This window comes from Citrobacter freundii complex sp. 2025EL-00176 (assembly GCF_053309355.1).
Genome location: NZ_JBRYHT010000001.1, coordinates 340,924 through 362,398, shown reverse-complemented (window position 1 = coordinate 362,398; position 21,475 = coordinate 340,924). Strand labels below are relative to the sequence as shown.

Genomic DNA, 21,475 nt, shown 5'->3' with positions numbered 1-21,475 from the left:
AGCACCAATGTGTTCGTTTGCCTGAAAAACAGCCAAAATAGTGTTAATCGACTGAAATAAAAACAGATTGACCATTTATTCAGCACAAATAGCGGCTGCCACGCTTAATGCTTTTTGATGTACATATCTTTGGTGTAGTAATTTCCGCGGTTATCCGGTGCAAATCCCCCCACCCACGGCTTCACCAGATGCGTGCGAACATAGTGATAAATCGGAATCGCAGGTACATCCTCACCTAACAGAGCTTCGGCCTGCTGGTAGTATTTACCTCGCTCTTCCAATGAACTTGCTTTCGCTGCCTTATGCATCGCTTCATCAAAGGCAGGGTTACTGTAACCAGTGGTGTTCTCACTGTCGCCGGTACGGAAAATATTGAGGAAACTTGAGGCATCGTCATAGTCGGCTATCCACGCATAGCGCACAACGTCAAAATTACCGGTGTGCATGGTATCCAGCATGGTTTTCCATTCCTGATTTTGCAGCTTCGCCTCAACACCAAGATTTTTCTTCCACATCGACGATGCGGCAATCGCAATACGCTGGTGCGTTTCGAAGGTGTTGTAGAGCAGATTTAAGCTCAATGGATGTTCTGGACCATATCCGGCCTCCGTGAGCAATTTTTTAGCTTCAGCAAGGCGTTTGTCGAGTGGCCACGACGCATACTCTGGTGCATGCAGTTGTACCCCACCAATTTCGGGCTGGCTGATAACCCACGCCGCACGTTGCCCTTGCCCCATCACCTTTTGCGCAATGATGTCTTTATCCAACGCCATATTCAGCGCCCGACGCACGCGTGGGTCATTAAAGGGCGCTCTGGTTGTATTGAACTGATAGTAATAGGTTGAAAGCTGAGGCGAGACATGGAGTTCATTGCCCATGGTCTTTTTCAACTGCGCAAACTGATTGACCGGTACGCTGTACACAATGTCAATTTCACCCGCCTTATAGCGGTTAACGTCAGCAGACTCTGAACTAATGGGCAAGTAAGTGACTTTATTAATGACCGTGTGCCGATCGTCCCAGTAATGCGGGTTACGCTCGGCAACAATGCGCTCATTGACCACCCACTGCGATAATTTATACGCCCCGCTGCTGACAAAGTGCTCTGGGCGAGTCCACTTATCGCCAAAGCGGCCAATCAGCACTTTATCTAAAGGGACCAGCGACGGGTGCGCCAGCATCGCCAGAAATGCCGCCGTCGGTTGCGTCAGGGTAATTTCCAGCGTGGTATCATCCAGGGCTTTAACCCCCAGCGTGGCGGGATCTTTGTTACCCAACGCAATATCGACCGCATTCATCACGTGCATATTGCCCAGATACGAGGCATAAGGTGAAGCCGTTTGCGGCGAAACCAGACGCTGCCAGCTCCAGACGACATCCTGTGCGGTGATAGCAGATCCATCCGACCAGGTTATGCCTGGACGTAAATGAAAGGTCCAGACGGTGTTACCTTTATTCTCCCAGGATGCGGCAAGACGGGGTTCAACAGACCCATCCGGCTTAACTGCCACCAGGCCGTCGAACATATCGCTGATTAAATTAAACTCCACGTTGCTTTCGACTTTATGCGGATCCAGCGACGCCGGCTCGCTGCCGTTGTTTCTCACCAGTTCCTGTTTTTCTGCAAGTACTGTTCCTGCGGGAACATTTGCTGCCCTTGCCGCGCCGTTTACCGACATCAAACAGACAGCCAACAGCGTAAATGTAAATCTCTTCGTTTTATCTTGAGTCATTCCCTTTACCTTATTGCTCTGTTTATGATGACACCGCTGTCACTGTCAGAGAGAACCGGGAATAACGCAATATTTTTCAGTTACCTGGCAGATATCTAACAGGCATTTTTACACATACAGTGCTAACATCTGATTCGGGAGCTTTTGCTGAAATAATATGCTTGAGCCTGGCGGGTTAAAATGCGTAAAGATGGGTAAAACCGCTGTGTCATTCCCCTTGATTTCATTATCCTTCATCATTAATTACATCTGTCATAAGAGAGTGACTCATGGATCGTATTATTAGTTCTTCGCGCGATCGTACATCGCTACTCAGCACACATAAGGTGCTGCGCAACACCTATTTCCTGCTCAGCCTGACGCTGGCGTTTTCGGCGATCACTGCGACCGCCAGCACGGTGCTGATGCTGCCCTCTCCGGGACTTATCCTGACGCTGGTGGGTATGTATGGTCTGATGTTCCTGACCTATAAAACGGCGGATAAACCCGTTGGTATTCTGTCAGCTTTCGCTTTTACCGGCTTCCTGGGCTACATTCTGGGGCCAATTCTGAATACCTACCTGTCTGCGGGCATGGGTGATGTTATCGGCATGGCGCTGGGCGGAACGGCGCTGGTCTTCTTCAGCTGCTCTGCGTATGTGCTGACCACGCGTAAAGATATGTCCTTCCTCGGCGGTATGCTGATGGCAGGTATCGTGGTGGTGCTGATTGGTATGGTTGCAAATATCTTCCTGCAACTGCCAGCGTTGCATCTGGCGATCAGCGCGGTGTTTATTCTGATTTCTTCAGGCGCAATCCTGTTTGAAACCAGTAATATCATCCGTGGCGGTGAGACCAACTACATCCGCGCAACTGTTAGCCTGTACGTTTCGCTGTACAACATCTTCGTCAGCCTGCTGAGCATTCTGGGCTTCGCCAGCCGCGATTAAGCAGCATCACTGATACGAAAAAAGAGAATGCCATTGGCATTCTCTTTTTTTTATACCTTATTCACCCCGGCAGATATAGGTAGGATAACGCCGGTCCTGAATCAGCCACACGGCAGGTGAAAGTTCGGAGATGGTGAGATAGTAGCGAGCGGTCGGCCAGGCGAAGCTTCCCCACTGGGCATCGGGAGTATTATCATTGTGGCGACGCCAGGTTTTGGTGTAACTCAATACAATGACGTTGTCATCGTCCCGCCGCTCCCACGTAAAGTCCACATCCCTGTCAATGATTAAATTTTGCCCCCCCGCTCTTGCCGCACCTTTATAGGTGGTCAATCCTGTACCGTACCGATGAAAATAGAACTGGGCAATCGTATTGACCTTCACTTCACTAGCTTTCCCCTCATTGCGGGTAAAGTTAAATTCAGTGCTGCAGGCCAGTACATCTGTTTTGCCGACCGCGCCGCAATAGTAAAATAGCGCCAGCGCGCCGCCGACCACAGCACCGCCCAATCCAAAAAGAAGCCTTATTTTCATTTTTCGGCCCCGCTTTTATAGCGAATGGTTTTACACAAGCTGGTTTCACTGACCGGACAAGCGCCAATGAATACTTCATCAGCAGCGGCAAGCGAAAAACGGGCACTGAAATAATAAATATCGTACTCCTCGCGCTCGCAAGCCACATTATTGGCCTCCAGTCGCTCGGCTAATTTCGAGAGCACTAACGGTCGTCCATGATCGTTGATAATCCAGATACTGCAGCGCGCGATTTTTTCCTCGACCGGCTTTAATTTCGCCGGCACGGTTATCTCCTGCGGGCGGCTAAGGTAAATGCCCGCCCCCAACGCTGCGACGATCACTATCGCTATAATCAACCACCTTTTCAGGTAAGTGCGCCGGGGCTGTACGTCTGGTTGCGTAGAAGGGGATTGCGGCTCAGCGGCTTGAATGTTCTCACCAGGCTGAAAAATTACATCGGCATCAAAACGGAATCCATAGCGCGGGACTGTGACGATAAATTCGTGCCCCTCTCCCAAAGACTGGAAGCTTTTACGCAGTTCGCTTACCGCTTTATTAAGATTATTTCCGGATGGCGTAAAGCCAAACTCTTCCCATACGCGAGCGATCAATTCCTCCCGGCTCAGGTCGCGTCCTCGGTGTTTAATAAATTCCTGTAAAAGACGAACGGCTGGCGCCGAAAGTGTTAATACAGACTCAGGTTGTCCAACAAGGCTTATTGCATGTGCTTCAGGATCAAATAACAACGAATTATTGCATATAAAAAACATCTTTTATTCTCGGCTGTAACCGCATGCTTTTTATTCCCTGGTACATCGACATGAAAACCGCCTCCTGACTTGCTTGTTTTTTCATCAGAAGGAATTTTCTTCCCATCCCTGGTCGCGGTATTTTCGCTTAACTATACAACCTTAAAGCCAGAAAAGCAGGATAAAAAACTGTATATAACGAGTTAACTAATACAAATTTTCACAAACCGCTGTTCTGGTTAAAGTTTCCCTGCCCTGAAGCGATACGAAAGCAGACGGTGTCCTGGTGTTAACGCGCCGCCTTTAAACTCAGAGCAGGCAGACTGATTGTGAAACAGAAAAAAAGAGTCAGCATGACAACCGCCTTTTATGTCGCCGCGCTGTCATTGCCATTTTTCTCAGAAATGACAATGGCCAATATGAGCGTGTATCCCATGGAACTGAACGTAGACAGATCCGGTGCGGCGCAAATTAAGGTGGCTTCAAAAACGGATGATATTCAGTTCATTCGAGTGAGGCAAAAGAAAATTCTTAATCCCGGAACAGCCGAGGAAAAAGAAATTGACGTGGCGTCGTGGAAAGAAGGTGGCGTGGTGGTTACGCCCGAAAAATTTGCTCTCGCGGCAGGCGCGATGCGCGTAGTTCGTTTGGTATCGCTTATGCCTCCGAAAAAAGAGACCACCTGGCGCGTCTATTTTGAAGGGGTAAAACAACCTGACAGCATTATTCCCGGCAAGGCAGAAAGTCCTGCGGCGATGGCAACATTGGGCGTCAATGTGATTTGGGGCGCACTGGTCCATATTGCGCCAGAAGAAAACGTAATTTCACTGTCGATCGACCCTCGCAGGGGGACGTTAAAAAACAGCGGCACGCTGCGTGTGCCGCTCAGAGAGATTGGTATTTGTGATGCAAATTCATCGTGTAAATGGATAAAAGAAGACGCGACGATTTATCCGGACACTGAACGGAAATTAAAAACGCTCACACAGAAACAAGGCCAAAAATATAAATTCCGCTACTTCAACTGGGTGAATAAAACCGCTGAAGAAGCTGACTTACCCGTCGTGCAATAACACGGCATCACAGTAAAAACCCACGTAGTTCGTTTAAAGAGCCAAGGTGCTCATTTGTAAATATGGAGATATCAATGCGTAAGTATATTAAACCTCTGATGATTGTTGCCGCGATGGCCTCGTCCTTTAGCGCACTGGCGATTCAAAAAGACATTACCGTTAACGCCAGCGTTGACTCACAGTTGGATATGACCCAGGCCGACAACACGCCGCTGCCAGCCAGCATCGACATGCAGTATCTGCCTGGTCGTGGTCTGGAAAGCTACCGCCTGAACACCAAGGTGTGGTCTAACTCCGCCACCAGCAACGTCAAAGTGCGCCTCGTTAGTGCGGCAAAGCTCACCAATACGGATGGTGACCAGATTGTACCGATGACGGTGATTCTGGGTGATAAAACACTGTCTACCACCGATGCCGAGTTTACCGGAACTGAACTGTTCCCAGGCAACATTGAAAACGGTTCAGCGGTACTGCCACTGACCATTTCTCAGACCACCAAAGGCATTCTGAAAACCGGTCAGTACAGCGGCGTTGTCAGCCTGATGCTGACGCAGGCGACGACCACGGAAGGCGGTGCGTAACACCACAGTACCTAAGGAATAACGTCAGAGGGTGCCCACCCTCTGACGTCAGGATGATGTCGAGGCTCGTTCATGGCGTTTCACAGAAATACTCTCCTCTTAGTTGCTTTGTTACCCGCATCCATCCAACTCGCCTGCGCAGAGATGGCCGTCCCGGCAGGTTTCGAAGATCTAGCGAAAACGCAGCGCCTGTGGACAGAAGTAAACCTCTATGGCGAGTCGCTTGGCCTTTTTGAAACGGATATCACGCTTGAAACGGTAAGTTTTGTCGCGCCCGATACCGTCGTTGCAGCCATCAAACGGCAGTTTAATGACGATCCTGCCCTCGTTGCCACCGTGTCTGCCGCCCTGGCCGTTCCACTGGCCCGTAACGGCAACCTGGCATGCAGCAGCAATGGCTCCGCAACGGGATGCGATTACCTTGATACCCAGCGTGCGGCCATTATCTATGATGAGAATAACGCCCGTATTAATCTGTTTTTCGACAAGAAATTTCTGCCTAAACAAACCACTGACAGCCAATGGTATCAGCCCACGCAGGACACCGAGAATGCGTTGATCCATCAACAGAATATAAATTTTGTTGCCGACAGGGATTACCAATCAGCCACCGTTCAGGGCAATGGCGCGCTGGCACTCACCCAGGACGGCTACTTTAACCTCGACTGGACCTGGATGGGGCAACGCTCGAAACACCAGCAGCAACAGGAGATAACCGTCAACAATGCCTGGTTTCGTCAGGATATCTGGCGGCAATACTATGTCCAGTTGGGCGAGATGGACACTCGCGATCTGTTCAGCAATGCCGGCGGGAATATCAATCTCAGCCAACTGCCGCTGGGCAAAATTCGCGGCTTGCGCACAGGCTCGACAAGGGCATGGATCAATCCGGTTCAGCAGTCCAAGGGTACGCCTATCACCGTATTGCTTTCTCACGATGCGCGTATTGACGCCCGCCGGGGTAATCAACTGCTGGCCAGTTTTTATCTGAATGCCGGGGCGCAAACCCTGGACGCCCGTTCGTTCCCGGACGGGAGCTATACCGTGACGTTGTCTGTCTATGAGAATAACCGGCTGACGCGCACCGAGCAGGTACCGTTTACCCGCACAGGCATAACCCCTTTCGACCGCGTCGAGTGGTTCCTGCAGGGGGGCGAAACTGACAATAACGATCAAAACGATGAACGCAGCGCGGTCGCGCAGGCGGGCATCCGCCTGCCTGTCACTCCGACGCTGGCGCTGACCAGCGGCGCAACGATAAAGAAAAACCAGCGTTTTCTGGAAAATGCGCTCGACTGGAGCCGTGGTTTCAACACCGGCCCGATCGATGGCGTGCTAAGTACCCGCTTTAGCTACCTATACGGCAGCGAAGGTCAACGCGGCAATATTCAGCAAATCAGCTATAACGACGGTTTTTCACTGAGCCTCTATCGCAACGCGTTATCAGCAGAACACTGCAATACCCGAAGCGCAGGTTTTGACGCCGTAAATGGCTGTTACCGAAGCCTGTCGGTGATGTTTTCCGTCCCTGTCGGCACCTGGTACGCGAGCCTGGGATATTCGGATAACCGCAACGAAGGTCGTTACGTTGCTCGTCGGGACCTCCCGGACAGTGACGATCGCCATGATGCGGGTTTGCCGTGGGAGTCGGTTTATATGACCCGCTCACGCACGCGGGCCTGGCAGGGCGGCTTGAGTACGGCTTTCAGCGCGAGCGGCCTGAACATCAACAGCAGCATTAACCTTTTTATGCGTAACGATGACTCCCGCGAAGGTAGGGATAAAGGCGGCTACCTGAGCGTGAGCCTGTCAATGGCTCATAACCGTCAGGGCGATGCGACGAGTTATACCTCTCTGGGCGCAACGTGGCAGCACCAGCAGCAAGAAAAAAACCAGCTGAGCTACAACGTGGCGCACAACTGGTATGCCGATGCACGTGGTGAAAATGAGTATGGACTGAGCGCGTCAGGCATTAACAGCGATTCGCTCAATGCCTCTGCCTATACGCGCCAGGGCGGGCGCTATGGCAACGGCAGTCTGACCGTCAGCGATGCCTGGAATCGTCAGGATGGGCGTCATACCCTGAGCAGCAGCGGCAATTACAGCTCAACGCTCGCGCTGTCGCGATCTGGCCTGTGGCTGGGACGCTGGAGCGACGGACGTCCTGCTTCAGCCATCGCGGTTAACGTGGCCACGCCGGAAGATTCCCAGGATCCGAGCGTCGCGGTCTCGCTGGATAACGGCGGCAGCGCAGACATCCCAGGCAATAGCCGCGCCCTCTTCGCCGTGCCGGGCTATCAGCAGACGACGTTGACGATTAACGAATCGCTGGATGTCTCCCATGGTGCCAGCAGTGAAATCACACAAGGTTCCGGCAGCAGAACATTGTTTATGGTGCCAGGCAAACTGCTGCGTCGGCACGTGCAAACCACCGCAAGCTATACATGGCTCGGCCAGTTAACTGACGAACAACATTCGCCGTTTATTGGCGGCGTGCCACTGAATGTAAACGGCTGGAGCGACCTTGGCAACGGCGGGTTTAGCGCCCAAAGCGACGCTTTGCTGCATAACCTCTACCTGGTGCGTCAGCAGCAGTTTTATCAGTGCGCGCTAAACGTGAAAAGTATGCGCGACGTCGTGCGCTACGTCGGGTCGATCCCTTGTCGGGAATTAACTTTCTCCGCCCTGCCGGATACGGTCCAGCAACAGGCCCAACTGATGCTCGCCGGACGTAGCGTGCCGACTGGCCCGACTGCCATGAATGCAGGCAACCTCACTAAAGGGAAATGATGTGAACAAAAGCCTTATTATTTTACTTTTCCTGCTCCTGTGGGCTGGCCAGGTGCTGGCGGGCGCCCCTGCGGGAAGAAACTCCAGCGTCGGTATAAGCTACGATCGCGTGGCACCGCCTGCACGTTTTGATATCTGGGTTCATGAACCGAGTGGCTATGATGCCGTCGATCCGCAAAAGTGGGGACGCAATACCCTGACCTGCTTATCCCGTACCGACACCACCAATGGCGCCTGCATGACCGCCCCGGTGTGGTTCTCGGCGAACCCGGCTGCGCCTTATGCCATCAATTTACGTTTTACCCACGCCCTCACCGGCAAAACGGTAGATATCAAGGTGTATGGCGAACACCATATGTTTATCAACAATAAAGTCTTTACCTTTGCCAGTTTTGTCACAGGCGGAACAGGAGATATCACGGCCTGGAACAGAGAGCCTTACTTCGATTTCTTTATCGTGAAAAGCGAACTGGATAAGCTCGCCCTGCCAGGGATCTGGACCGCCACGCTGAAGCAGAACCTGCGTGAGTGGGGGAGCGCCGACTGTGGCGGGAACTTCAATGACGTAAATGTCGGATGTCCTGGCTATCTCAGCATCGCCAACTGGCAGGCAAATATTCGCATTGAAGTGGTCGATCCGAGTAATCAGCAAATATATCTGCCGGCATTTCCACACTCAACGCCTATCGTTAACCTTAACCTGACTAACTTCCCAGGGCGGCCGGGCGGCAGTGAAATCAAGGGGGAAAACACGCTTGATATGTGCTTGTACGACGGAAAAAACAGTACCAGCACCCGCACTTATCTTCGGTTTGAGGACGACGAGCTCACCACTTCAGGCCGTGCCGAAGGCGCGTTTTCCATCCGGCGACGCGGCGGAAGCCAAACCGATGCGCGGGATCGTCTCGACTATCAGGTCTTTGTCACCAATCCCATCACTGGCGCAACCGAAACCGTCGCTAACGGTAAAACCGTGGTCTGGCAAGGCACAAACGATCCGCAGTATCTGCGTCAGGTCGTGCTGCCCGGCGGGCGCGAGAGCGTATTGTGCGTACCAGCCCCTATTATCCTGAAAACGCCTGCCTTTACCGCCAGCAGTAAAAATGCCGGGGATTACACCGGTACGCTACGCATTATCTACACGCCCAGTACGTTATAAAGAGGCCGCCGTGAATTACGTCATTCTTGATAATAATCGTTTTTATGCCGAAGGGTTACGCTATGCCCTTCTGCGCCGTAACGCTCCGACTCAGGTGAAGTGCGGCACGGTAAAGTGGCGTCGTTCGATGCTGGCCTGCGACACCCTCGTTGTGCGTTGCCGCTTTTCCGTCGCGAGGACGCATCTGGCGCTGGTCGACATTCTGCTGCAACTGGAGGCCCGGCGCTGGGAGGGAACCGTTTATCTGGTGTGCAATGAAAAAGGCTGGGCACTGGCAACGCATTTGCGAAAGCGTTTTACCACGCTGACCTTGTATATCATTGATGACAGACTTGCCGTCGTGGATGCGCCGTATATGTTTGCGAAAGAGCCCCGGCGGGTACGCAGCCTGAATTGTTGTCTGACAGGCATGGAGTTCAATGTTCTCGACAGGCTGGTTAACGGGCAATCGGTGAAACATGTTGCGCATATGACGCAGATTAGCGAAAAACAGGTATCGACGTATAAATGTAACGCGCTGAAGAAGCTTAATGCCAACAATCTGCTGCAGCTGCTTCTGTAGGTCGAGGTTTCTCACGCCGCCCCTTATTTGCTAGACTAGGGGCGGTTTTTACTTTATCGACAGAGCACTATGTTCATTTTTGCAGGCCAGGAAATTGAGACCGATAGCGAAGGCTATCTGAAAGATACTACGCTGTGGAGCGAACCGCTGGCGGAGAAAATCGCCGAAAACGAAGGTATCAACCTCTCCCCCGAACACTGGGAAGTGGTGCGTTTCGTACGCGAGTTTTATCTGGAGTTTAATACTTCCCCCGCTATCCGCATGCTGGTAAAAGCGATGGCCAACAAGTTTGGCGAAGAGAAAGGCAACAGCCGTTATCTTTACCGTCTGTTCCCAAAAGGTCCGGCCAAGCAGGCGACTAAAATTGCCGGCCTGCCGAAACCGGTCAAATGTATTTAATAGCGGATACTAAATCCCTTTAGCTCGTCGCCAGGGCGGTGTGGTTCACTGAGAACCCGTTCTACCCTGGCGCTGCTCGGCCCTCCGGCTTTTAACCACTTCATTAGCTGTTCCACCCGGTCGCTTTCGCCACAGGCGACAACCTCTACGCTGCCGTCATCCATATTCTTCGCATATCCGGTCAATCCCAATCGTTGCGCTTCATGCTGCGTGGTGTAGCGAAATCCTACCCCCTGAACCCGACCATAGACCCAGGCGATTATGCAGACATTCGACATTGCGGTTCTCCTAATCAACATAAATGAAGGAACAGTTACAAGGCATCAGCGCACCTGTTTCGGCAGGCATCCGTAATGCTGGCGGAATCTTGCGGTAAATCGTGAACCTGACAGATAGCCACAGCGTAACGCAATTTCGCCAATCGGCAGCGTGGTCGATTGTAGTTGAGAGAGCGCACAGGACATGCGCACCTCTTCGACTATCTGCCGGTAACTCTGCGATTCTATCTGCAATCGTCGGCGTAACGTTGAGGTACCGATGGACAAGTGACCGGCAATCTCCTGAGCAGTCCATAGCTTAGCAGGGGATAACATAATAAGTTGTCGCACCTGTTCAGTAAGATTAAACCGTCGCTCGATAAGCAGCGGCCCCGCCACACCATCGTGCAGTAGTGCCAGCAATAATCCCATCGCCTGATGCTCCTGCAATTTTGCAGGTAAGTCCTGGCGTACAGCATCCAGCAGGCTTTCCCACATAAATGCCAGTCCGTTACTCATGGGCGTGCATAGCGACGTCAATTTTGCCGGAGGGAAATCCTTGACCCAGTTATTTTTAAACGTGGTAATGATGCTCGTCGACAGCAACAGCAAATCCGAGCGAAATGCTCCCTGCTCCGGCTGATTAATAATCTCCAGAGGCGTATTCGCCGGAATGATAATCAGCTCACCCGGCCCTGCAACCAAACGATTGTCATCCTGAATAATGACCTTACTTCCCTGCGTAATATGGCAAATAGCAGCAGAAAACAGTTTAACCCGGTGCAGGCGGTGCAGATGGCCGGAACGCACCTCAGCGGTGGTAAGGTTGTTATGGCGAAAATGGACATCCTGCACCAGTGTATCCTCTTTATTTTCTTGCGTAAGTGGCGGTTAATTCAGCTTTGGCAATCACGTGGCTGTTCAGCATAAAACCGACCAGCGCACCGCTGGCGTTACTGTCAATTGGCAACGCGTCGGTATTTAACGCCCACACGGTAAACTGATAGCGATGAGGTTTATCGCCCGGAGGTGGACAAGCGCCGCCGAATCCAGCATAACCGAAATCATTGCGTCCCTGAACTGCTCCAGCGGGTAACTTGTCCATGCTGGCTCCGCCAGGAAGCGTGTGGACCTGAGCCGGAATATTTACGATGGTCCAGTGCCACCAGCCGCTTCCCGTTGGCGCATCTGGATCAAACAGCGTAATGGCAAAACTTTTGACATCAGTTGGCGGATTTTGCCAGCTCAACTGCGGGGAAATATTGTCGCCACTGCAGCCAAATCCCTTAAATACCTGTTTTTGCGATAATTGCAGGTTAGCGGGTATGTCGGTGCTGGTGAGGCTAAACGTCGAGGCGGCAGAGGCATCAAAACTCAACGCAACAATAGCGGCGGTAGCCAGAGAGTAGACAGCTTTCATTACATTTCCTTTTTCTGATTAAGAAATAGCAATGTAAACGGTGGGTATAAAAGAAACTGTGCCTCTGTGATAGCGTTTTGTGCCGAAACGCCCAGCGCCATACGCTGATGATTGACCGCATCATCTGTGCTACTCTACGCGCCATTTTATTTTAATAGTTTCAGGTTGGTACTTTACTCCAGCCCGCGTCACTGTTTGTGAGAGGTTGCTCCGCATGACTGAATCTACAATTCCACATTATCCTCGTTTAGTGTTAGCCAAAGGGCGCGATAAATCATTACTGCGCCGCCATCCGTGGGTATTTTCCGGTGCTGTCGCACGTATGGAAGGTAAAGCCAACCTCGGTGAAACCATCGATATTGTTGATCATCAGGGTAAATGGTTAGCACGCGGCGCGTACTCGCCTGCGTCGCAGATCCGCGCACGCGTCTGGACATTCGACAAGTCTGAATCCATCGATATTGATTTCTTCACCCGTCGTCTGCAACAGGCGCAAACTTGGCGCGACTGGCTGGCGAAAAAGGACGGGCTGGACAGCTACCGTCTGATCGCAGGAGAATCCGATGGACTGCCGGGCATCACCATTGACCGCTTCGGCAACTTTCTGGTATTGCAACTGCTCAGCGCCGGGGCGGAATATCAACGCGCCGCGCTGATTAGCGCCCTGCAAATTGTTTTCCCGGACTGCGCTATTTATGACCGTAGCGACGTGGCCGTGCGTAAAAAAGAAGGTATGGAGCTGACCCAAGGGCCAGTAACGGGCGAAATGCCGCCAGCCCTGCTGCCTATCGAAGAGCACGGGATGAAGCTGCTGGTTGATATTCAACACGGTCACAAAACCGGTTATTACCTCGATCAACGCGACAGCCGCCTGGCCACGCGTCGTTATGTAGAAAATCAACGGGTTCTGAACTGTTTCTCTTATACCGGCGGCTTTGCGGTCTCGGCATTAATGGGCGGATGCCGTCAGGTGGTCAGCGTCGATACTTCTCAGGAAGCGCTCGATATTGCCCGCCAGAACGTGGAACTGAACAAGCTGGATCTGAGCAAAGCCGAATTCGTGCGTGATGATGTATTCAAACTGCTGCGCGCCTACCGCGATCGCGGTGAGAAATTTGATGTCATCGTGATGGATCCGCCGAAGTTCGTCGAAAACAAAAGCCAGTTGATGGGCGCTTGCCGCGGCTATAAGGACATCAATATGCTGGCTATTCAGTTGCTCAATCCCGGCGGCGTCTTGCTGACATTCTCCTGCTCCGGACTGATGACTACCGATTTATTTCAGAAAATCATCGCTGACGCCGCAATAGATGCTGGTCGTGATGTACAATTTATAGAGCAGTTCCGTCAGGCCGCCGATCACCCGGTGATCGCTACCTACCCGGAAGGGCTGTATCTGAAAGGGTTTGCCTGTCGCATCATGTAACTTGAAAAGTGGAATATTACCCTTACATAGAGGGTATCTATTTCCCGGGAGGTGACTATGATTGCCAGCAAATTCGGTATCGGCCAGCAGGTCCGCCATTCCCTGTTAGGTTACCTCGGAGTGGTCGTGGATATCGACCCGGAATATTCGCTTGATGAACCGTCAGCCGATGAGTTGGCGGTTAACGACGAACTTCGCGCTGCTCCCTGGTATCACGTGGTGATGGAAGACGATAATGGTCTGCCGGTGCATACGTATCTGGCCGAAGCACAGCTGAGTAGCGAGCTACAGGAAGAACATCCGGAGCAACCGTCGATGGATGAACTGGCGCGAACAATCCGTAAACAGCTTCAGGCTCCGCGCCTGCGTAATTGATGCTAACACAGGCCCGATGGCAATTCGCTTATCGGGTTTATGCTACTAATCCGGCCAGCCACGCGGGCCGGATTATCGACGTGCCTTAAGGCAACAACACAACCTTACTTCGCCAGTCCCAGCCGCGGGATCTCAATCGCCGGGCAGCGATCCATGACCACCGTCAGCCCCGCGTCACGTGCCAGTACAGCTGCCTGCTCGTTAATCACCCCAAGCTGCATCCATAAGGTCTTCGCTCCGATGGCGATAGCCTCCTGAGCAACGCCCCACGCCGCTTCAGAATTACGAAAGACATCCACCATATCCACTTTCTCCGGCACATCCGCCAGCGTCGCGTACCCCTGCTGCCCCAACAGCGTTTTCCCAGCGACTTTTGGCGAAACAGGAATAACGTGATAGCCCTGATCGAGTAAATACTTCATTACCCGATAGCTTGGACGATCGGGTTTATCGCTTGCACCAACCAGTGCAATCGTACGGGTAGATGTCAAAATGCCAGCAATATCGGTCTCTTTCATCGTCTTCCTCCAGGCTGTTTAACAAAGTGTACGACAAACCTGGCCTTGCAACCATTCATCCCATACTGGCGCATGAGAGCTAAACTCAAAAATATGTCTATATGTTAGTAAACATGATCAACGAAAAATTTAGATACATCTGATGCAGATATTTTCTGGACAGGAGATACCTATGAAAGCCGGCATTGTGACAGCCTTGATTGCTCTGTGTTTGCCGGTAACCGTTTTTGCTACCTCTTTGCGTCTGTCGAGTGAAATTGACCTTCTGGTGCTGGACGGAAAAAAAGTCTCCAGCTCATTACTGCGTGGCGCCGACAGTATTGAGCTGGAAAATGGTCGGCACCAGCTTGTATTTCGCGTAGAAAAAACCCTTCGCCTGTCCAGCCACGAAGAACGCCTGTATATTTCTCCTCCGCTAGTTATCAGCTTTGATACTCAGCTCGTCAGCCAGGTTAATTTTCATCTTCCACGTCTGAACAATGAGCGGGACGCATCACATTTCGATGATGCACCTCGTGTGGAACTGCTGGATGGTGACGCCATGCCCATCCCCGTTAAGCTGGATATTCTGTCCATCACCTCCACGGCGAAAAGCGTGGATTATGAAATGGAAACAGAACGCTATAACAAAGCGGCTAAACATGCGTCATTGCCACAATTCGCCACCATGATGGCCGACGACAGCTCGCTGCTTTCTGGGGTGTCTGAACTGGATCGGGTGCCGCCTCAGTCGCAAACGCTGACCGAACAACGATTAAAATTTTGGTTTGAGCAGGCCGACGCCCAAACACGAACTAACTTTCTGCAATGGGCCCAGAAACAGCCTTCTTCATGACATTTATGTTCCCAGACGCATTTTTTTTGTCTTTCTCTTGCAGCGTCAAGTGCTTCCAGTACTCTGTAACAAGGTTAACTTGGGAGCTGTACTATGGAATTAACGACTCGCACATTGCCAGCGCGTAAACATATTGCGCTGGTGGCACACGATCACTGTAAAAAGATGCTGATGAGCTGGGTGGAACGCCACCAGCCGTTACTGGAAAAACACGTTCTGTATGCCACGGGAACAACAGGAAACTTAATTCAACGCGCGACAGGAATGGACGTCAACGCGATGCTGAGTGGTCCTATGGGGGGCGACCAACAGGTGGGCGCGCTGATTTCAGAAGGGAAAATTGATGTGCTGATCTTCTTCTGGGATCCGCTCAACGCCGTTCCCCACGACCCTGATGTCAAAGCTCTGTTGCGCCTTGCCACCGTCTGGAACATTCCGGTCGCCACCAACGTGTCGACGGCAGATTTTATTATCCAGTCGCCAAACTTCAACGATGCGACGGACATACTGATCCCGGATTACGCCCGTTATCTGGCAGAACGCCTCAAATAATGCCCAGGCAGGCGGCAACTACCGCCTGCGTTTCAGGGTTTCCTCGTCACCGGGACATCCAGTTGTTTAAGCTCATCAACAAAACACGATGGTGTTTCTTTATTGAACAGCAACCACACCCGATGGCGTGCGCGTGTTAGTGCCACATACAGCAACCTTCGCTCTTCGGCATCCGGAAAATCTTCAACCGCCGGGAGCAGCGCCTCTTCCATAATCGACTCGCGGGCTGGCGCAGGAAAGCCGTCATTACCCTCATGAAGACCGACGACAATAACATAGTCCGCTTGCTGACCTTTACTGGCATGGATAGTCATAAAATCCAGCTGTAGCTTAGGCCAGCGGGTAGCTGCTTTCTCCAGGCTGGTCGGTTTCAGATGATGGTATCGCGCCAGGACCAGAATTCTCTCTTCCGTTTTCACAAAACCCGACAGTTTATCCAACAGCAGATCCAACTGGTTTTCATCAAGCAATGTGACGGCTTTTTTATCCCCTGTCATCAGGCTGTTGAGCGGTTTCGTAAGCTGATGGGGATTCTGCTGGATAAACTGATTTGCGACCTCGCCAATACGGCTATTGAAACGGTAAGTCGTATCGAGATTACAGCGATCGCCCTCGCCAAAGTTTTGCTGGAACGCGGTGGTCAGAGAAAGTTGCGCCCCGCTAAATCGGTAAATGGCCTGCCAGTCATCGCCTACGGCAAACAGCGTTGTCTGCGAGTTTTGCTTGCGTAACGCGGCCAACAAGGCGGCACGCTGAGGAGAAATATCCTGAAATTCGTCGACCAGAATATGCTTCCAGGGACTGATAAATCGCCCTTTTTCCAGAATAACTATGGCCTGATGGATCAACCCGGAAAAATCGACGGCATTCTCTTCCTTCAGGGCGCTCTTCCAGGCTTTGAGCAGGGGCGCCATGAGCTTTATGCGTTTACTGAACAGGTCGCGGATCTCCTCCGGAGCATTGGCAATCATCTCCGCCTGCGCTCCGCCATGCATACGCATCAGGCTAACCCAGCGATCGAGCCGGGAAACCAAACGCCGCTGTAATTTTTCGTCGTCCCAGAAGTTACCTTCGGGTACAGACCACTGCATCTCTTCTTCTAACCATTGTCGCCAGCCTTTGGCCTGCGCTTTTTTCTCGCTGCACTGCTGACGCCAGGTAGTTATGAAGAGTTTGCTGCGCGCAGCGGCGTCATTTTCCAGCTTGCTCACCGTCGGGACTTTTTTGCTGCCCTGCGAAATGATATGCAGCGCCAGTGAATGAAACGTCCGCGCGGTGACCTCGTCCGTATGCAGACGTTCACGGATGCGGTCGTCCATCTCCTGAGCCGCTTTACGACCGAACGCCAGCAACAGAATTTGTTCAGCCGCCGCCTCGCCTCGCGCTAACAACCAACCCGCTCGAGCGACAAGAACCGATGTTTTTCCGCTTCCCGCCCCTGCAAGCACCAATAATGCTTGCTCACCATTCACCACCGCGCGCGCCTGGGCAGGGTTCAGCGGCGAAGATTCAATGTGCTGGAAAAACTCGGCATGCTCCGCCAGCATCGCATCGGTATATGCCTGATTGTGCTGTAAACGACAGGCCTCAATATCCTGCAACCATGCCTGGCATTGGCGTAACGCCTCACGACAATTTTCAAATTCTTCCAGCCGATTCACCGGGAGCGGCAATGCGGCAAAGGCACGGAGGATCTGCTGTTGCAATCCTGAGGTTTGGCTACGGGTCAGCCATTTATTTTCACTGGTGCGCGCTGCAATCGCATCCAATTGTTGCTGCAACACTCCTGCAGCCACCTCACTCATTTCTTGGCTCCACTGCTGCCAGAGCGTATTTAAATGGTGATGGAAGCGTTGCGTTTCCGCCCATTCTGTACCGTGAAGCCGTACCACCTTATCATCCGGAAGCACGAACTCCAGCTCCCCCCATACCAGACCGCGTTTGCAATGAATAGCCAGTAATTGGTTGAAGGGAATAAGATACTCGTGACGATCGCCGGAAACTTTAATCCCGGCATTGAGAATAACGGCCCGATCGTAAGGGTGTTGCGCCAGACGTTTTCCAAGAGAAGTAGCTTTCAGTTCCATAAGACTCAAGCGGATCCACACGAAGAGGTTTGCATATCAGTGTAACCGCCAGAGAAAACGTGCTCCAGCCCAAAAAAACGTTACAATTGCCGAATTCACAGAAAACCAGAGTTAATCGAGGGTTTATGCGTACTGTTCTGAATATTTTAAATTTTGTGTTAGGTGGGTTCGCCACCACCTTGGCCTGGCTATTGGCTACGCTGGTCAGTATTGTGCTTATTTTTACATTACCCTTGACCCGTTCATGCTGGGAAATAACCCGACTCTCGCTGTTTCCCTATGGCAACGAAGCGATTCATGTCGATGAACTTAATCCGGCAGGGAAAAACGTGCTTCTTAATACCGGTGGCACATTGCTCAATATTTTCTGGCTGATTTTCTTCGGTTGGTGGCTGTGCCTGATGCACATTGTCTCCGGCATTGCCCAGTGCATTACGATTATTGGTATTCCGGTGGGCATTGCGAACTTTAAAATTGCCGCTATTGCGCTCTGGCCGGTGGGGCGTCGGGTGGTTTCTGTCGAAGTTGCCCGCGCTGCGCGTGAAGCCAATGCGCGCCGTCGCTTTGAATAATCAGGACTGATGGCCTTTATGTTAAGTCCGCTGCTTAAACGCTATACCTGGAACAGCACCTGGCTGTACTACGTGCGCATTTTTATCGCGCTTTGTGGCACCACAGCGCTACCCTGGTGGCTGGGCGATGTTAAGCTGACCATTCCGCTCACACTGGGCATGGTCGCTGCCGCGCTGACCGATCTGGACGATCGTCTTGCAGGCCGCCTGCGCAATTTGATCATTACGCTGATCTGCTTTTTTATTGCCTCGGCCTCTGTAGAACTGCTCTTCCCATGGCCATGGCTGTTTGCCATTGGGTTAACGCTTTCCACCAGCGGCTTCATTCTGCTGGGGGGGTTAGGCCAGCGCTATGCAACCATCGCCTTTGGTGCATTGTTGATTGCCATCTATACCATGCTGGGAACATCGCTTTACGATCAGTGGTATCAGCAGCCGATCTTGTTACTCGCTGGTGCTATCTGGTACAACCTCCTGACGCTGACCGGGCATCTGCTGTTCCCCATCCGCCCACTGCAGGACAATCTGGCGCGTAGCTACGAACAGTTAGCGCACTACCTGGAACTGAAATCACGCCTTTTTGATCCCGACATTGAAGATGAAAGCCAGGCGCCGTTGTATGATTTGGCCCTCGCTAATGGGCAGTTGATGGCGACGCTAAACCAGACCAAGGTATCGTTACTGACTCGCCTGCGCGGCGACCGCGGGCAGCGCGGAACGCGTCGCACGCTACATTACTATTTTGTAGCGCAGGATATTCACGAGCGCGCCAGCTCTTCACATATTCAGTATCAAACGCTGCGCGAACACTTCCGCCACAGCGACGTGATGTTCCGCTTTCAGCGCCTGATGTCGATGCAAGGGCAAGCGTGTGCGCAACTGTCTCGTTGTATTTTATTACGCACGCCTTACCAGCACGATCCTCACTTTGAGCGCGTCTTCACGCATATAGATGCCGCACTCGATCGTATGCATGCCAGTGGTGAGCCTACCGACCTGCTCAACACGCTGGGATTTTTGCTGTCGAACCTGCGGGCTATTGATGCCCAATTGGCTACCATTGAGTCCGAACAGGCTCAGGTACTCTCGCGTAATGAGTCTGAAAATCAGCTTGCCGATGACAGTCCGCATGGGTTCAGCGATATCTGGTTACGTCTGAGCCGTAATTTTACGCCTGAGTCAGCCCTGTTTCGCCATGCGGTTCGCATGTCGCTGGTGCTTTGTGTCGGCTATGCCATCATCCAGATTACCGGGATGAACCACGGGTACTGGATCCTGCTGACCAGTCTGTTTGTCTGTCAGCCAAACTACAACGCCACCCGACACCGCCTGGCGCTAAGGATTATCGGCACATTAGTAGGGATCGCCATTGGTTTACCGATCCTGTGGTTCGTTCCCTCTCTGGAAGGTCAGTTGATACTGTTGGTGATCACTGGCGTACTATTTTTTGCCTTTCGCAACGTTCAGTATGCGCACGCCACGATGTTTATCACGCTGCTGGTACTGCTGTGCTTTAATCTGCTCGGTGAAGGTTTCGAAGTTGCGCTGCCGCGCGTCATCGATACGCTGATAGGGTGTGCCATCGCGTGGGCTGCCGTCAGTTTTATCTGGCCAGACTGGCGTTTTCGTAACCTGCCACGAGTCATTGAGCGGGCCACTGACGCAAACTGTCGTTACCTCGATGCTATTCTCGAACAATATCATCAGGGTCGTGATAATCGTATGGCATACCGTATCGCCCGTCGTGACGCACACAATCGTGATGCAGAGCTTGCCTCTGTGGTGTCGAACATGTCGAGTGAACCGGATGTCACGGCCCAAACGCGAGAAACAGCGTTTCGCTTACTGTGCCTCAATCATACGTTTACCAGCTACATTTCCGCCCTTGGTGCACATCGCGAACAGTTAACCAACCCGGACGTTCTGGCATTACTGGATGATGCCGTCTGCTACGTTGATGACGCGCTTCACTATCAACCCGCAGACGAACAACGCGTCTACCAGGCGCTGGAGGGACTGAAGCATCGAATTCAGCATCTTGAGCCACGTCCGGACAGTAAAGAACCACTTGTTATACAGCAAGTTGGGCTATTGATCGCCCTGCTCCCGGAAATCCGGCGATTACAACAGCAAATTGCCGTATTGCCTTCTAATACCCCGGTTCCGGCGTAAGAGAACTGACCCACTCCACCAGCTCCTGGCGACGGACCGCCGGGAGCGCTGCTTCATGTACGCCGCCGACCGCGCCTTCAAGGGCATAAAGTATTTTTACCGTCAGGGCTGGATTATTTTGCCGCAGTTTCAGCCAGCACATTTGGGCGCCCAACGTTCGCAATGTTCCCTCATCTTTAATTCCTGCTTCATTTAGCAGGGTCTCCAGATGAAACGTCATATTTGGTAGTTCCCGCAGACGATGTTGAGCAAAGCGACTCTGTTTTTCCTTAACTGCAGCATCTAATGAATAGCGCGATAGCGACACCAACTGCTGCTGGTTTTGCCACAGCGCATCATTCACCTGATAGTAGTTGAGTACCACCGGACGCCCGCGCTTTATAAATGTCAGCCAGACAGGCGAATTTTTTGCACAGTACTGTACGCTCTGCTCGCAGGCCCGAAGATATAACTCACCGCTGGCGACCATAGCAAAGACCGTATCCCCAACCGTCAGACTGTAGCTGCCAAACAATGAGCGATAATGAATGGTTCCCAGAGATGCCAGATATTCTTGTGATTTATAGATCTTTGCATAAGAAAGTTCTTTCATAAAAATCCTTTTAAATCATAACGTAAGCAAATGATTTTCAGTAACAGATCCGTTAATGACGAAAATAGGCAACTTATTCGTATGGGGCAAGATGAATTTTATTTTTGCCGTAATTACGACTAAAAATTGCGAACCTGTTTCCGAAAATAAGGTTGATCTTTGTTGATAGCAGGGTTAC

At 51.9% G+C, this 21,475-nt stretch carries 22 protein-coding genes; 13 read left to right on the top strand and 9 right to left on the bottom strand.

Features of this window, described 5'->3' with window-relative positions; genetic code table 11:
* Positions 1-104: 104 nt before the first annotated feature.
* Positions 105-1,733 carry an ABC transporter substrate-binding protein gene (locus ACVXHP_RS01750; protein WP_447570748.1) on the bottom strand — a complete coding sequence of 543 codons (1,629 nt, stop codon included), beginning with the start codon at positions 1,731-1,733 and terminating at the stop codon, positions 105-107.
* Positions 1,734-2,002: 269 nt separating this feature from the next.
* On the opposite strand from ACVXHP_RS01750, the gene yccA reads away from it, so the two are divergent.
* Positions 2,003-2,662, top strand: a complete 660-nt coding sequence (gene yccA / locus ACVXHP_RS01745; RefSeq protein ID WP_003035917.1) for an FtsH protease modulator YccA — start codon at positions 2,003-2,005, stop codon at positions 2,660-2,662.
* 57 nt (positions 2,663-2,719) lie between these two features.
* On the opposite strand, the gene ACVXHP_RS01740 is transcribed toward yccA, so the two are convergent.
* On the bottom strand, positions 2,720-3,196 hold the full coding sequence (locus ACVXHP_RS01740; RefSeq protein WP_447570747.1) for a hypothetical protein: 477 nt from the start codon (positions 3,194-3,196) through the stop codon (positions 2,720-2,722).
* Complete coding sequence (locus ACVXHP_RS01735) at positions 3,193-3,948, bottom strand: winged helix-turn-helix domain-containing protein (RefSeq protein WP_316130807.1); 756 nt, start codon at positions 3,946-3,948, stop codon at positions 3,193-3,195. Before ACVXHP_RS01735 ends, ACVXHP_RS01740 begins: the two co-directional genes overlap by 4 nt.
* A gap of 308 nt (positions 3,949-4,256) precedes the next feature.
* Here ACVXHP_RS01735 and ACVXHP_RS01730 point away from each other — a divergent pair, with 308 nt between their 5' ends.
* From ACVXHP_RS01730 to tusE, 6 genes are all read left to right on the top strand, one after another.
* Positions 4,257-5,000, top strand: a complete 744-nt coding sequence (locus ACVXHP_RS01730) for a fimbrial protein (protein ID WP_304697791.1) — start codon at positions 4,257-4,259, stop codon at positions 4,998-5,000.
* 74 nt (positions 5,001-5,074) lie between these two features.
* Positions 5,075-5,581, top strand: coding sequence for a CS1 type fimbrial major subunit (locus tag ACVXHP_RS01725; RefSeq protein WP_200006942.1), 507 nt, complete (start codon positions 5,075-5,077; stop codon positions 5,579-5,581).
* 72 nt (positions 5,582-5,653) lie between these two features.
* Positions 5,654-8,371 carry a TcfC E-set like domain-containing protein gene (locus tag ACVXHP_RS01720; RefSeq protein ID WP_447570746.1) on the top strand — a complete coding sequence of 906 codons (2,718 nt, stop codon included), beginning with the start codon at positions 5,654-5,656 and terminating at the stop codon, positions 8,369-8,371.
* A gap of 1 nt (position 8,372) precedes the next feature.
* Positions 8,373-9,530, top strand: coding sequence for a CfaE/CblD family pilus tip adhesin (locus ACVXHP_RS01715; RefSeq protein ID WP_447570745.1), 1,158 nt, complete (start codon positions 8,373-8,375; stop codon positions 9,528-9,530).
* Between the two features lie 10 nt (positions 9,531-9,540).
* Complete coding sequence (locus ACVXHP_RS01710) at positions 9,541-10,092, top strand: LuxR C-terminal-related transcriptional regulator (RefSeq protein WP_316130407.1); 552 nt, start codon at positions 9,541-9,543, stop codon at positions 10,090-10,092.
* A 69-nt stretch (positions 10,093-10,161) separates the two neighbouring features.
* Positions 10,162-10,491 (top strand): sulfurtransferase TusE, encoded by a 330-nt coding sequence (gene tusE, locus ACVXHP_RS01705; RefSeq protein WP_200006950.1) that lies wholly within the window; start codon positions 10,162-10,164, stop codon positions 10,489-10,491.
* Here tusE and yccX read toward each other — a convergent pair.
* The 3 genes from yccX to ACVXHP_RS01690 are packed head-to-tail and all read right to left on the bottom strand — an operon-like array spanning position 10,488 to position 12,168.
* A complete protein-coding gene (yccX, locus tag ACVXHP_RS01700) occupies positions 10,488-10,769 on the bottom strand; it encodes an acylphosphatase (RefSeq protein WP_447570744.1) in 282 nt (93 codons plus the stop codon). The two genes, tusE and yccX, sit on opposite strands and share 4 nt — an antisense overlap.
* Before the next feature lie 45 nt (positions 10,770-10,814).
* On the bottom strand, positions 10,815-11,603 hold the full coding sequence (locus tag ACVXHP_RS01695) for a helix-turn-helix domain-containing protein (protein ID WP_447570743.1): 789 nt from the start codon (positions 11,601-11,603) through the stop codon (positions 10,815-10,817).
* A gap of 13 nt (positions 11,604-11,616) precedes the next feature.
* The gene (locus ACVXHP_RS01690) at positions 11,617-12,168 is read right to left on the bottom strand and encodes a YbhB/YbcL family Raf kinase inhibitor-like protein (RefSeq protein ID WP_447570742.1); all 552 of its coding nucleotides are present in this window, start codon (positions 12,166-12,168) and stop codon (positions 11,617-11,619) included.
* Positions 12,169-12,382: 214 nt separating this feature from the next.
* On the opposite strand from ACVXHP_RS01690, the gene rlmI reads away from it, so the two are divergent.
* Complete coding sequence (gene rlmI, locus ACVXHP_RS01685) at positions 12,383-13,594, top strand: 23S rRNA (cytosine(1962)-C(5))-methyltransferase RlmI (protein WP_447570741.1); 1,212 nt, start codon at positions 12,383-12,385, stop codon at positions 13,592-13,594.
* Positions 13,595-13,651: 57 nt separating this feature from the next.
* Positions 13,652-13,969: a heat shock protein HspQ gene (hspQ, locus tag ACVXHP_RS01680; protein ID WP_043015794.1), complete on the top strand. Its 318-nt coding sequence runs from the start codon at positions 13,652-13,654 to the stop codon at positions 13,967-13,969.
* A 104-nt stretch (positions 13,970-14,073) separates the two neighbouring features.
* Here hspQ and ACVXHP_RS01675 read toward each other — a convergent pair whose 3' ends face one another.
* On the bottom strand, positions 14,074-14,487 hold the full coding sequence (locus ACVXHP_RS01675) for a CoA-binding protein (protein WP_188232527.1): 414 nt from the start codon (positions 14,485-14,487) through the stop codon (positions 14,074-14,076).
* Between the two features lie 172 nt (positions 14,488-14,659).
* Between ACVXHP_RS01675 and csgI the strand changes: the two genes are divergently transcribed.
* Both csgI and mgsA read left to right on the top strand, forming a co-directional pair.
* Positions 14,660-15,322 carry a curli synthesis inhibitor gene (gene csgI / locus ACVXHP_RS01670; protein WP_447570740.1) on the top strand — a complete coding sequence of 221 codons (663 nt, stop codon included), beginning with the start codon at positions 14,660-14,662 and terminating at the stop codon, positions 15,320-15,322.
* A 93-nt stretch (positions 15,323-15,415) separates the two neighbouring features.
* Complete coding sequence (gene mgsA, locus ACVXHP_RS01665; protein ID WP_016152487.1) at positions 15,416-15,874, top strand: methylglyoxal synthase; 459 nt, start codon at positions 15,416-15,418, stop codon at positions 15,872-15,874.
* Between the two features lie 32 nt (positions 15,875-15,906).
* On the opposite strand, the gene helD is transcribed toward mgsA, so the two are convergent.
* Positions 15,907-17,961 (bottom strand): DNA helicase IV, encoded by a 2,055-nt coding sequence (helD, locus tag ACVXHP_RS01660; protein WP_447570739.1) that lies wholly within the window; start codon positions 17,959-17,961, stop codon positions 15,907-15,909.
* Between the two features lie 125 nt (positions 17,962-18,086).
* On the opposite strand from helD, the gene ACVXHP_RS01655 reads away from it, so the two are divergent.
* A complete protein-coding gene (locus ACVXHP_RS01655) occupies positions 18,087-18,533 on the top strand; it encodes a YccF domain-containing protein (protein ID WP_005123514.1) in 447 nt (148 codons plus the stop codon).
* Positions 18,534-18,551: 18 nt separating this feature from the next.
* Positions 18,552-20,705 (top strand): YccS family putative transporter, encoded by a 2,154-nt coding sequence (gene yccS, locus ACVXHP_RS01650; protein WP_316130404.1) that lies wholly within the window; start codon positions 18,552-18,554, stop codon positions 20,703-20,705.
* Here the strand turns inward: yccS and ACVXHP_RS01645 are convergent.
* Complete coding sequence (locus tag ACVXHP_RS01645) at positions 20,683-21,297, bottom strand: TfoX/Sxy family DNA transformation protein (RefSeq protein ID WP_447570738.1); 615 nt, start codon at positions 21,295-21,297, stop codon at positions 20,683-20,685. The genes yccS and ACVXHP_RS01645 overlap by 23 nt on opposite strands.
* Between the last annotated feature and the right edge of the window lie 178 nt (positions 21,298-21,475).

What these genes read in the sequence shown, in the direction of transcription:
- ACVXHP_RS01750 (WP_447570748.1), bottom strand. Translation starts at nt 1,733, where the DNA reads ATGACTCAAGATAAAACGAAGAGATTTACATTTACGCTGTTGGCTGTC.
- yccA (WP_003035917.1), top strand. Translation starts at nt 2,003, where the DNA reads ATGGATCGTATTATTAGTTCTTCGCGCGATCGTACATCGCTACTCAGC.
- ACVXHP_RS01740 (WP_447570747.1), bottom strand. Translation starts at nt 3,196, where the DNA reads ATGAAAATAAGGCTTCTTTTTGGATTGGGCGGTGCTGTGGTCGGCGGC.
- ACVXHP_RS01735 (WP_316130807.1), bottom strand. Translation starts at nt 3,948, where the DNA reads ATGTTTTTTATATGCAATAATTCGTTGTTATTTGATCCTGAAGCACAT.
- ACVXHP_RS01725 (WP_200006942.1), top strand. Translation starts at nt 5,075, where the DNA reads ATGCGTAAGTATATTAAACCTCTGATGATTGTTGCCGCGATGGCCTCG.
- ACVXHP_RS01720 (WP_447570746.1), top strand. Translation starts at nt 5,654, where the DNA reads ATGGCGTTTCACAGAAATACTCTCCTCTTAGTTGCTTTGTTACCCGCA.
- tusE (WP_200006950.1), top strand. Translation starts at nt 10,162, where the DNA reads ATGTTCATTTTTGCAGGCCAGGAAATTGAGACCGATAGCGAAGGCTAT.
- yccX (WP_447570744.1), bottom strand. Translation starts at nt 10,769, where the DNA reads ATGTCGAATGTCTGCATAATCGCCTGGGTCTATGGTCGGGTTCAGGGG.
- ACVXHP_RS01690 (WP_447570742.1), bottom strand. Translation starts at nt 12,168, where the DNA reads ATGAAAGCTGTCTACTCTCTGGCTACCGCCGCTATTGTTGCGTTGAGT.
- rlmI (WP_447570741.1), top strand. Translation starts at nt 12,383, where the DNA reads ATGACTGAATCTACAATTCCACATTATCCTCGTTTAGTGTTAGCCAAA.
- hspQ (WP_043015794.1), top strand. Translation starts at nt 13,652, where the DNA reads ATGATTGCCAGCAAATTCGGTATCGGCCAGCAGGTCCGCCATTCCCTG.
- ACVXHP_RS01675 (WP_188232527.1), bottom strand. Translation starts at nt 14,487, where the DNA reads ATGAAAGAGACCGATATTGCTGGCATTTTGACATCTACCCGTACGATT.
- csgI (WP_447570740.1), top strand. Translation starts at nt 14,660, where the DNA reads ATGAAAGCCGGCATTGTGACAGCCTTGATTGCTCTGTGTTTGCCGGTA.
- mgsA (WP_016152487.1), top strand. Translation starts at nt 15,416, where the DNA reads ATGGAATTAACGACTCGCACATTGCCAGCGCGTAAACATATTGCGCTG.
- helD (WP_447570739.1), bottom strand. Translation starts at nt 17,961, where the DNA reads ATGGAACTGAAAGCTACTTCTCTTGGAAAACGTCTGGCGCAACACCCT.
- ACVXHP_RS01655 (WP_005123514.1), top strand. Translation starts at nt 18,087, where the DNA reads ATGCGTACTGTTCTGAATATTTTAAATTTTGTGTTAGGTGGGTTCGCC.
- yccS (WP_316130404.1), top strand. Translation starts at nt 18,552, where the DNA reads ATGTTAAGTCCGCTGCTTAAACGCTATACCTGGAACAGCACCTGGCTG.
- ACVXHP_RS01645 (WP_447570738.1), bottom strand. Translation starts at nt 21,297, where the DNA reads ATGAAAGAACTTTCTTATGCAAAGATCTATAAATCACAAGAATATCTG.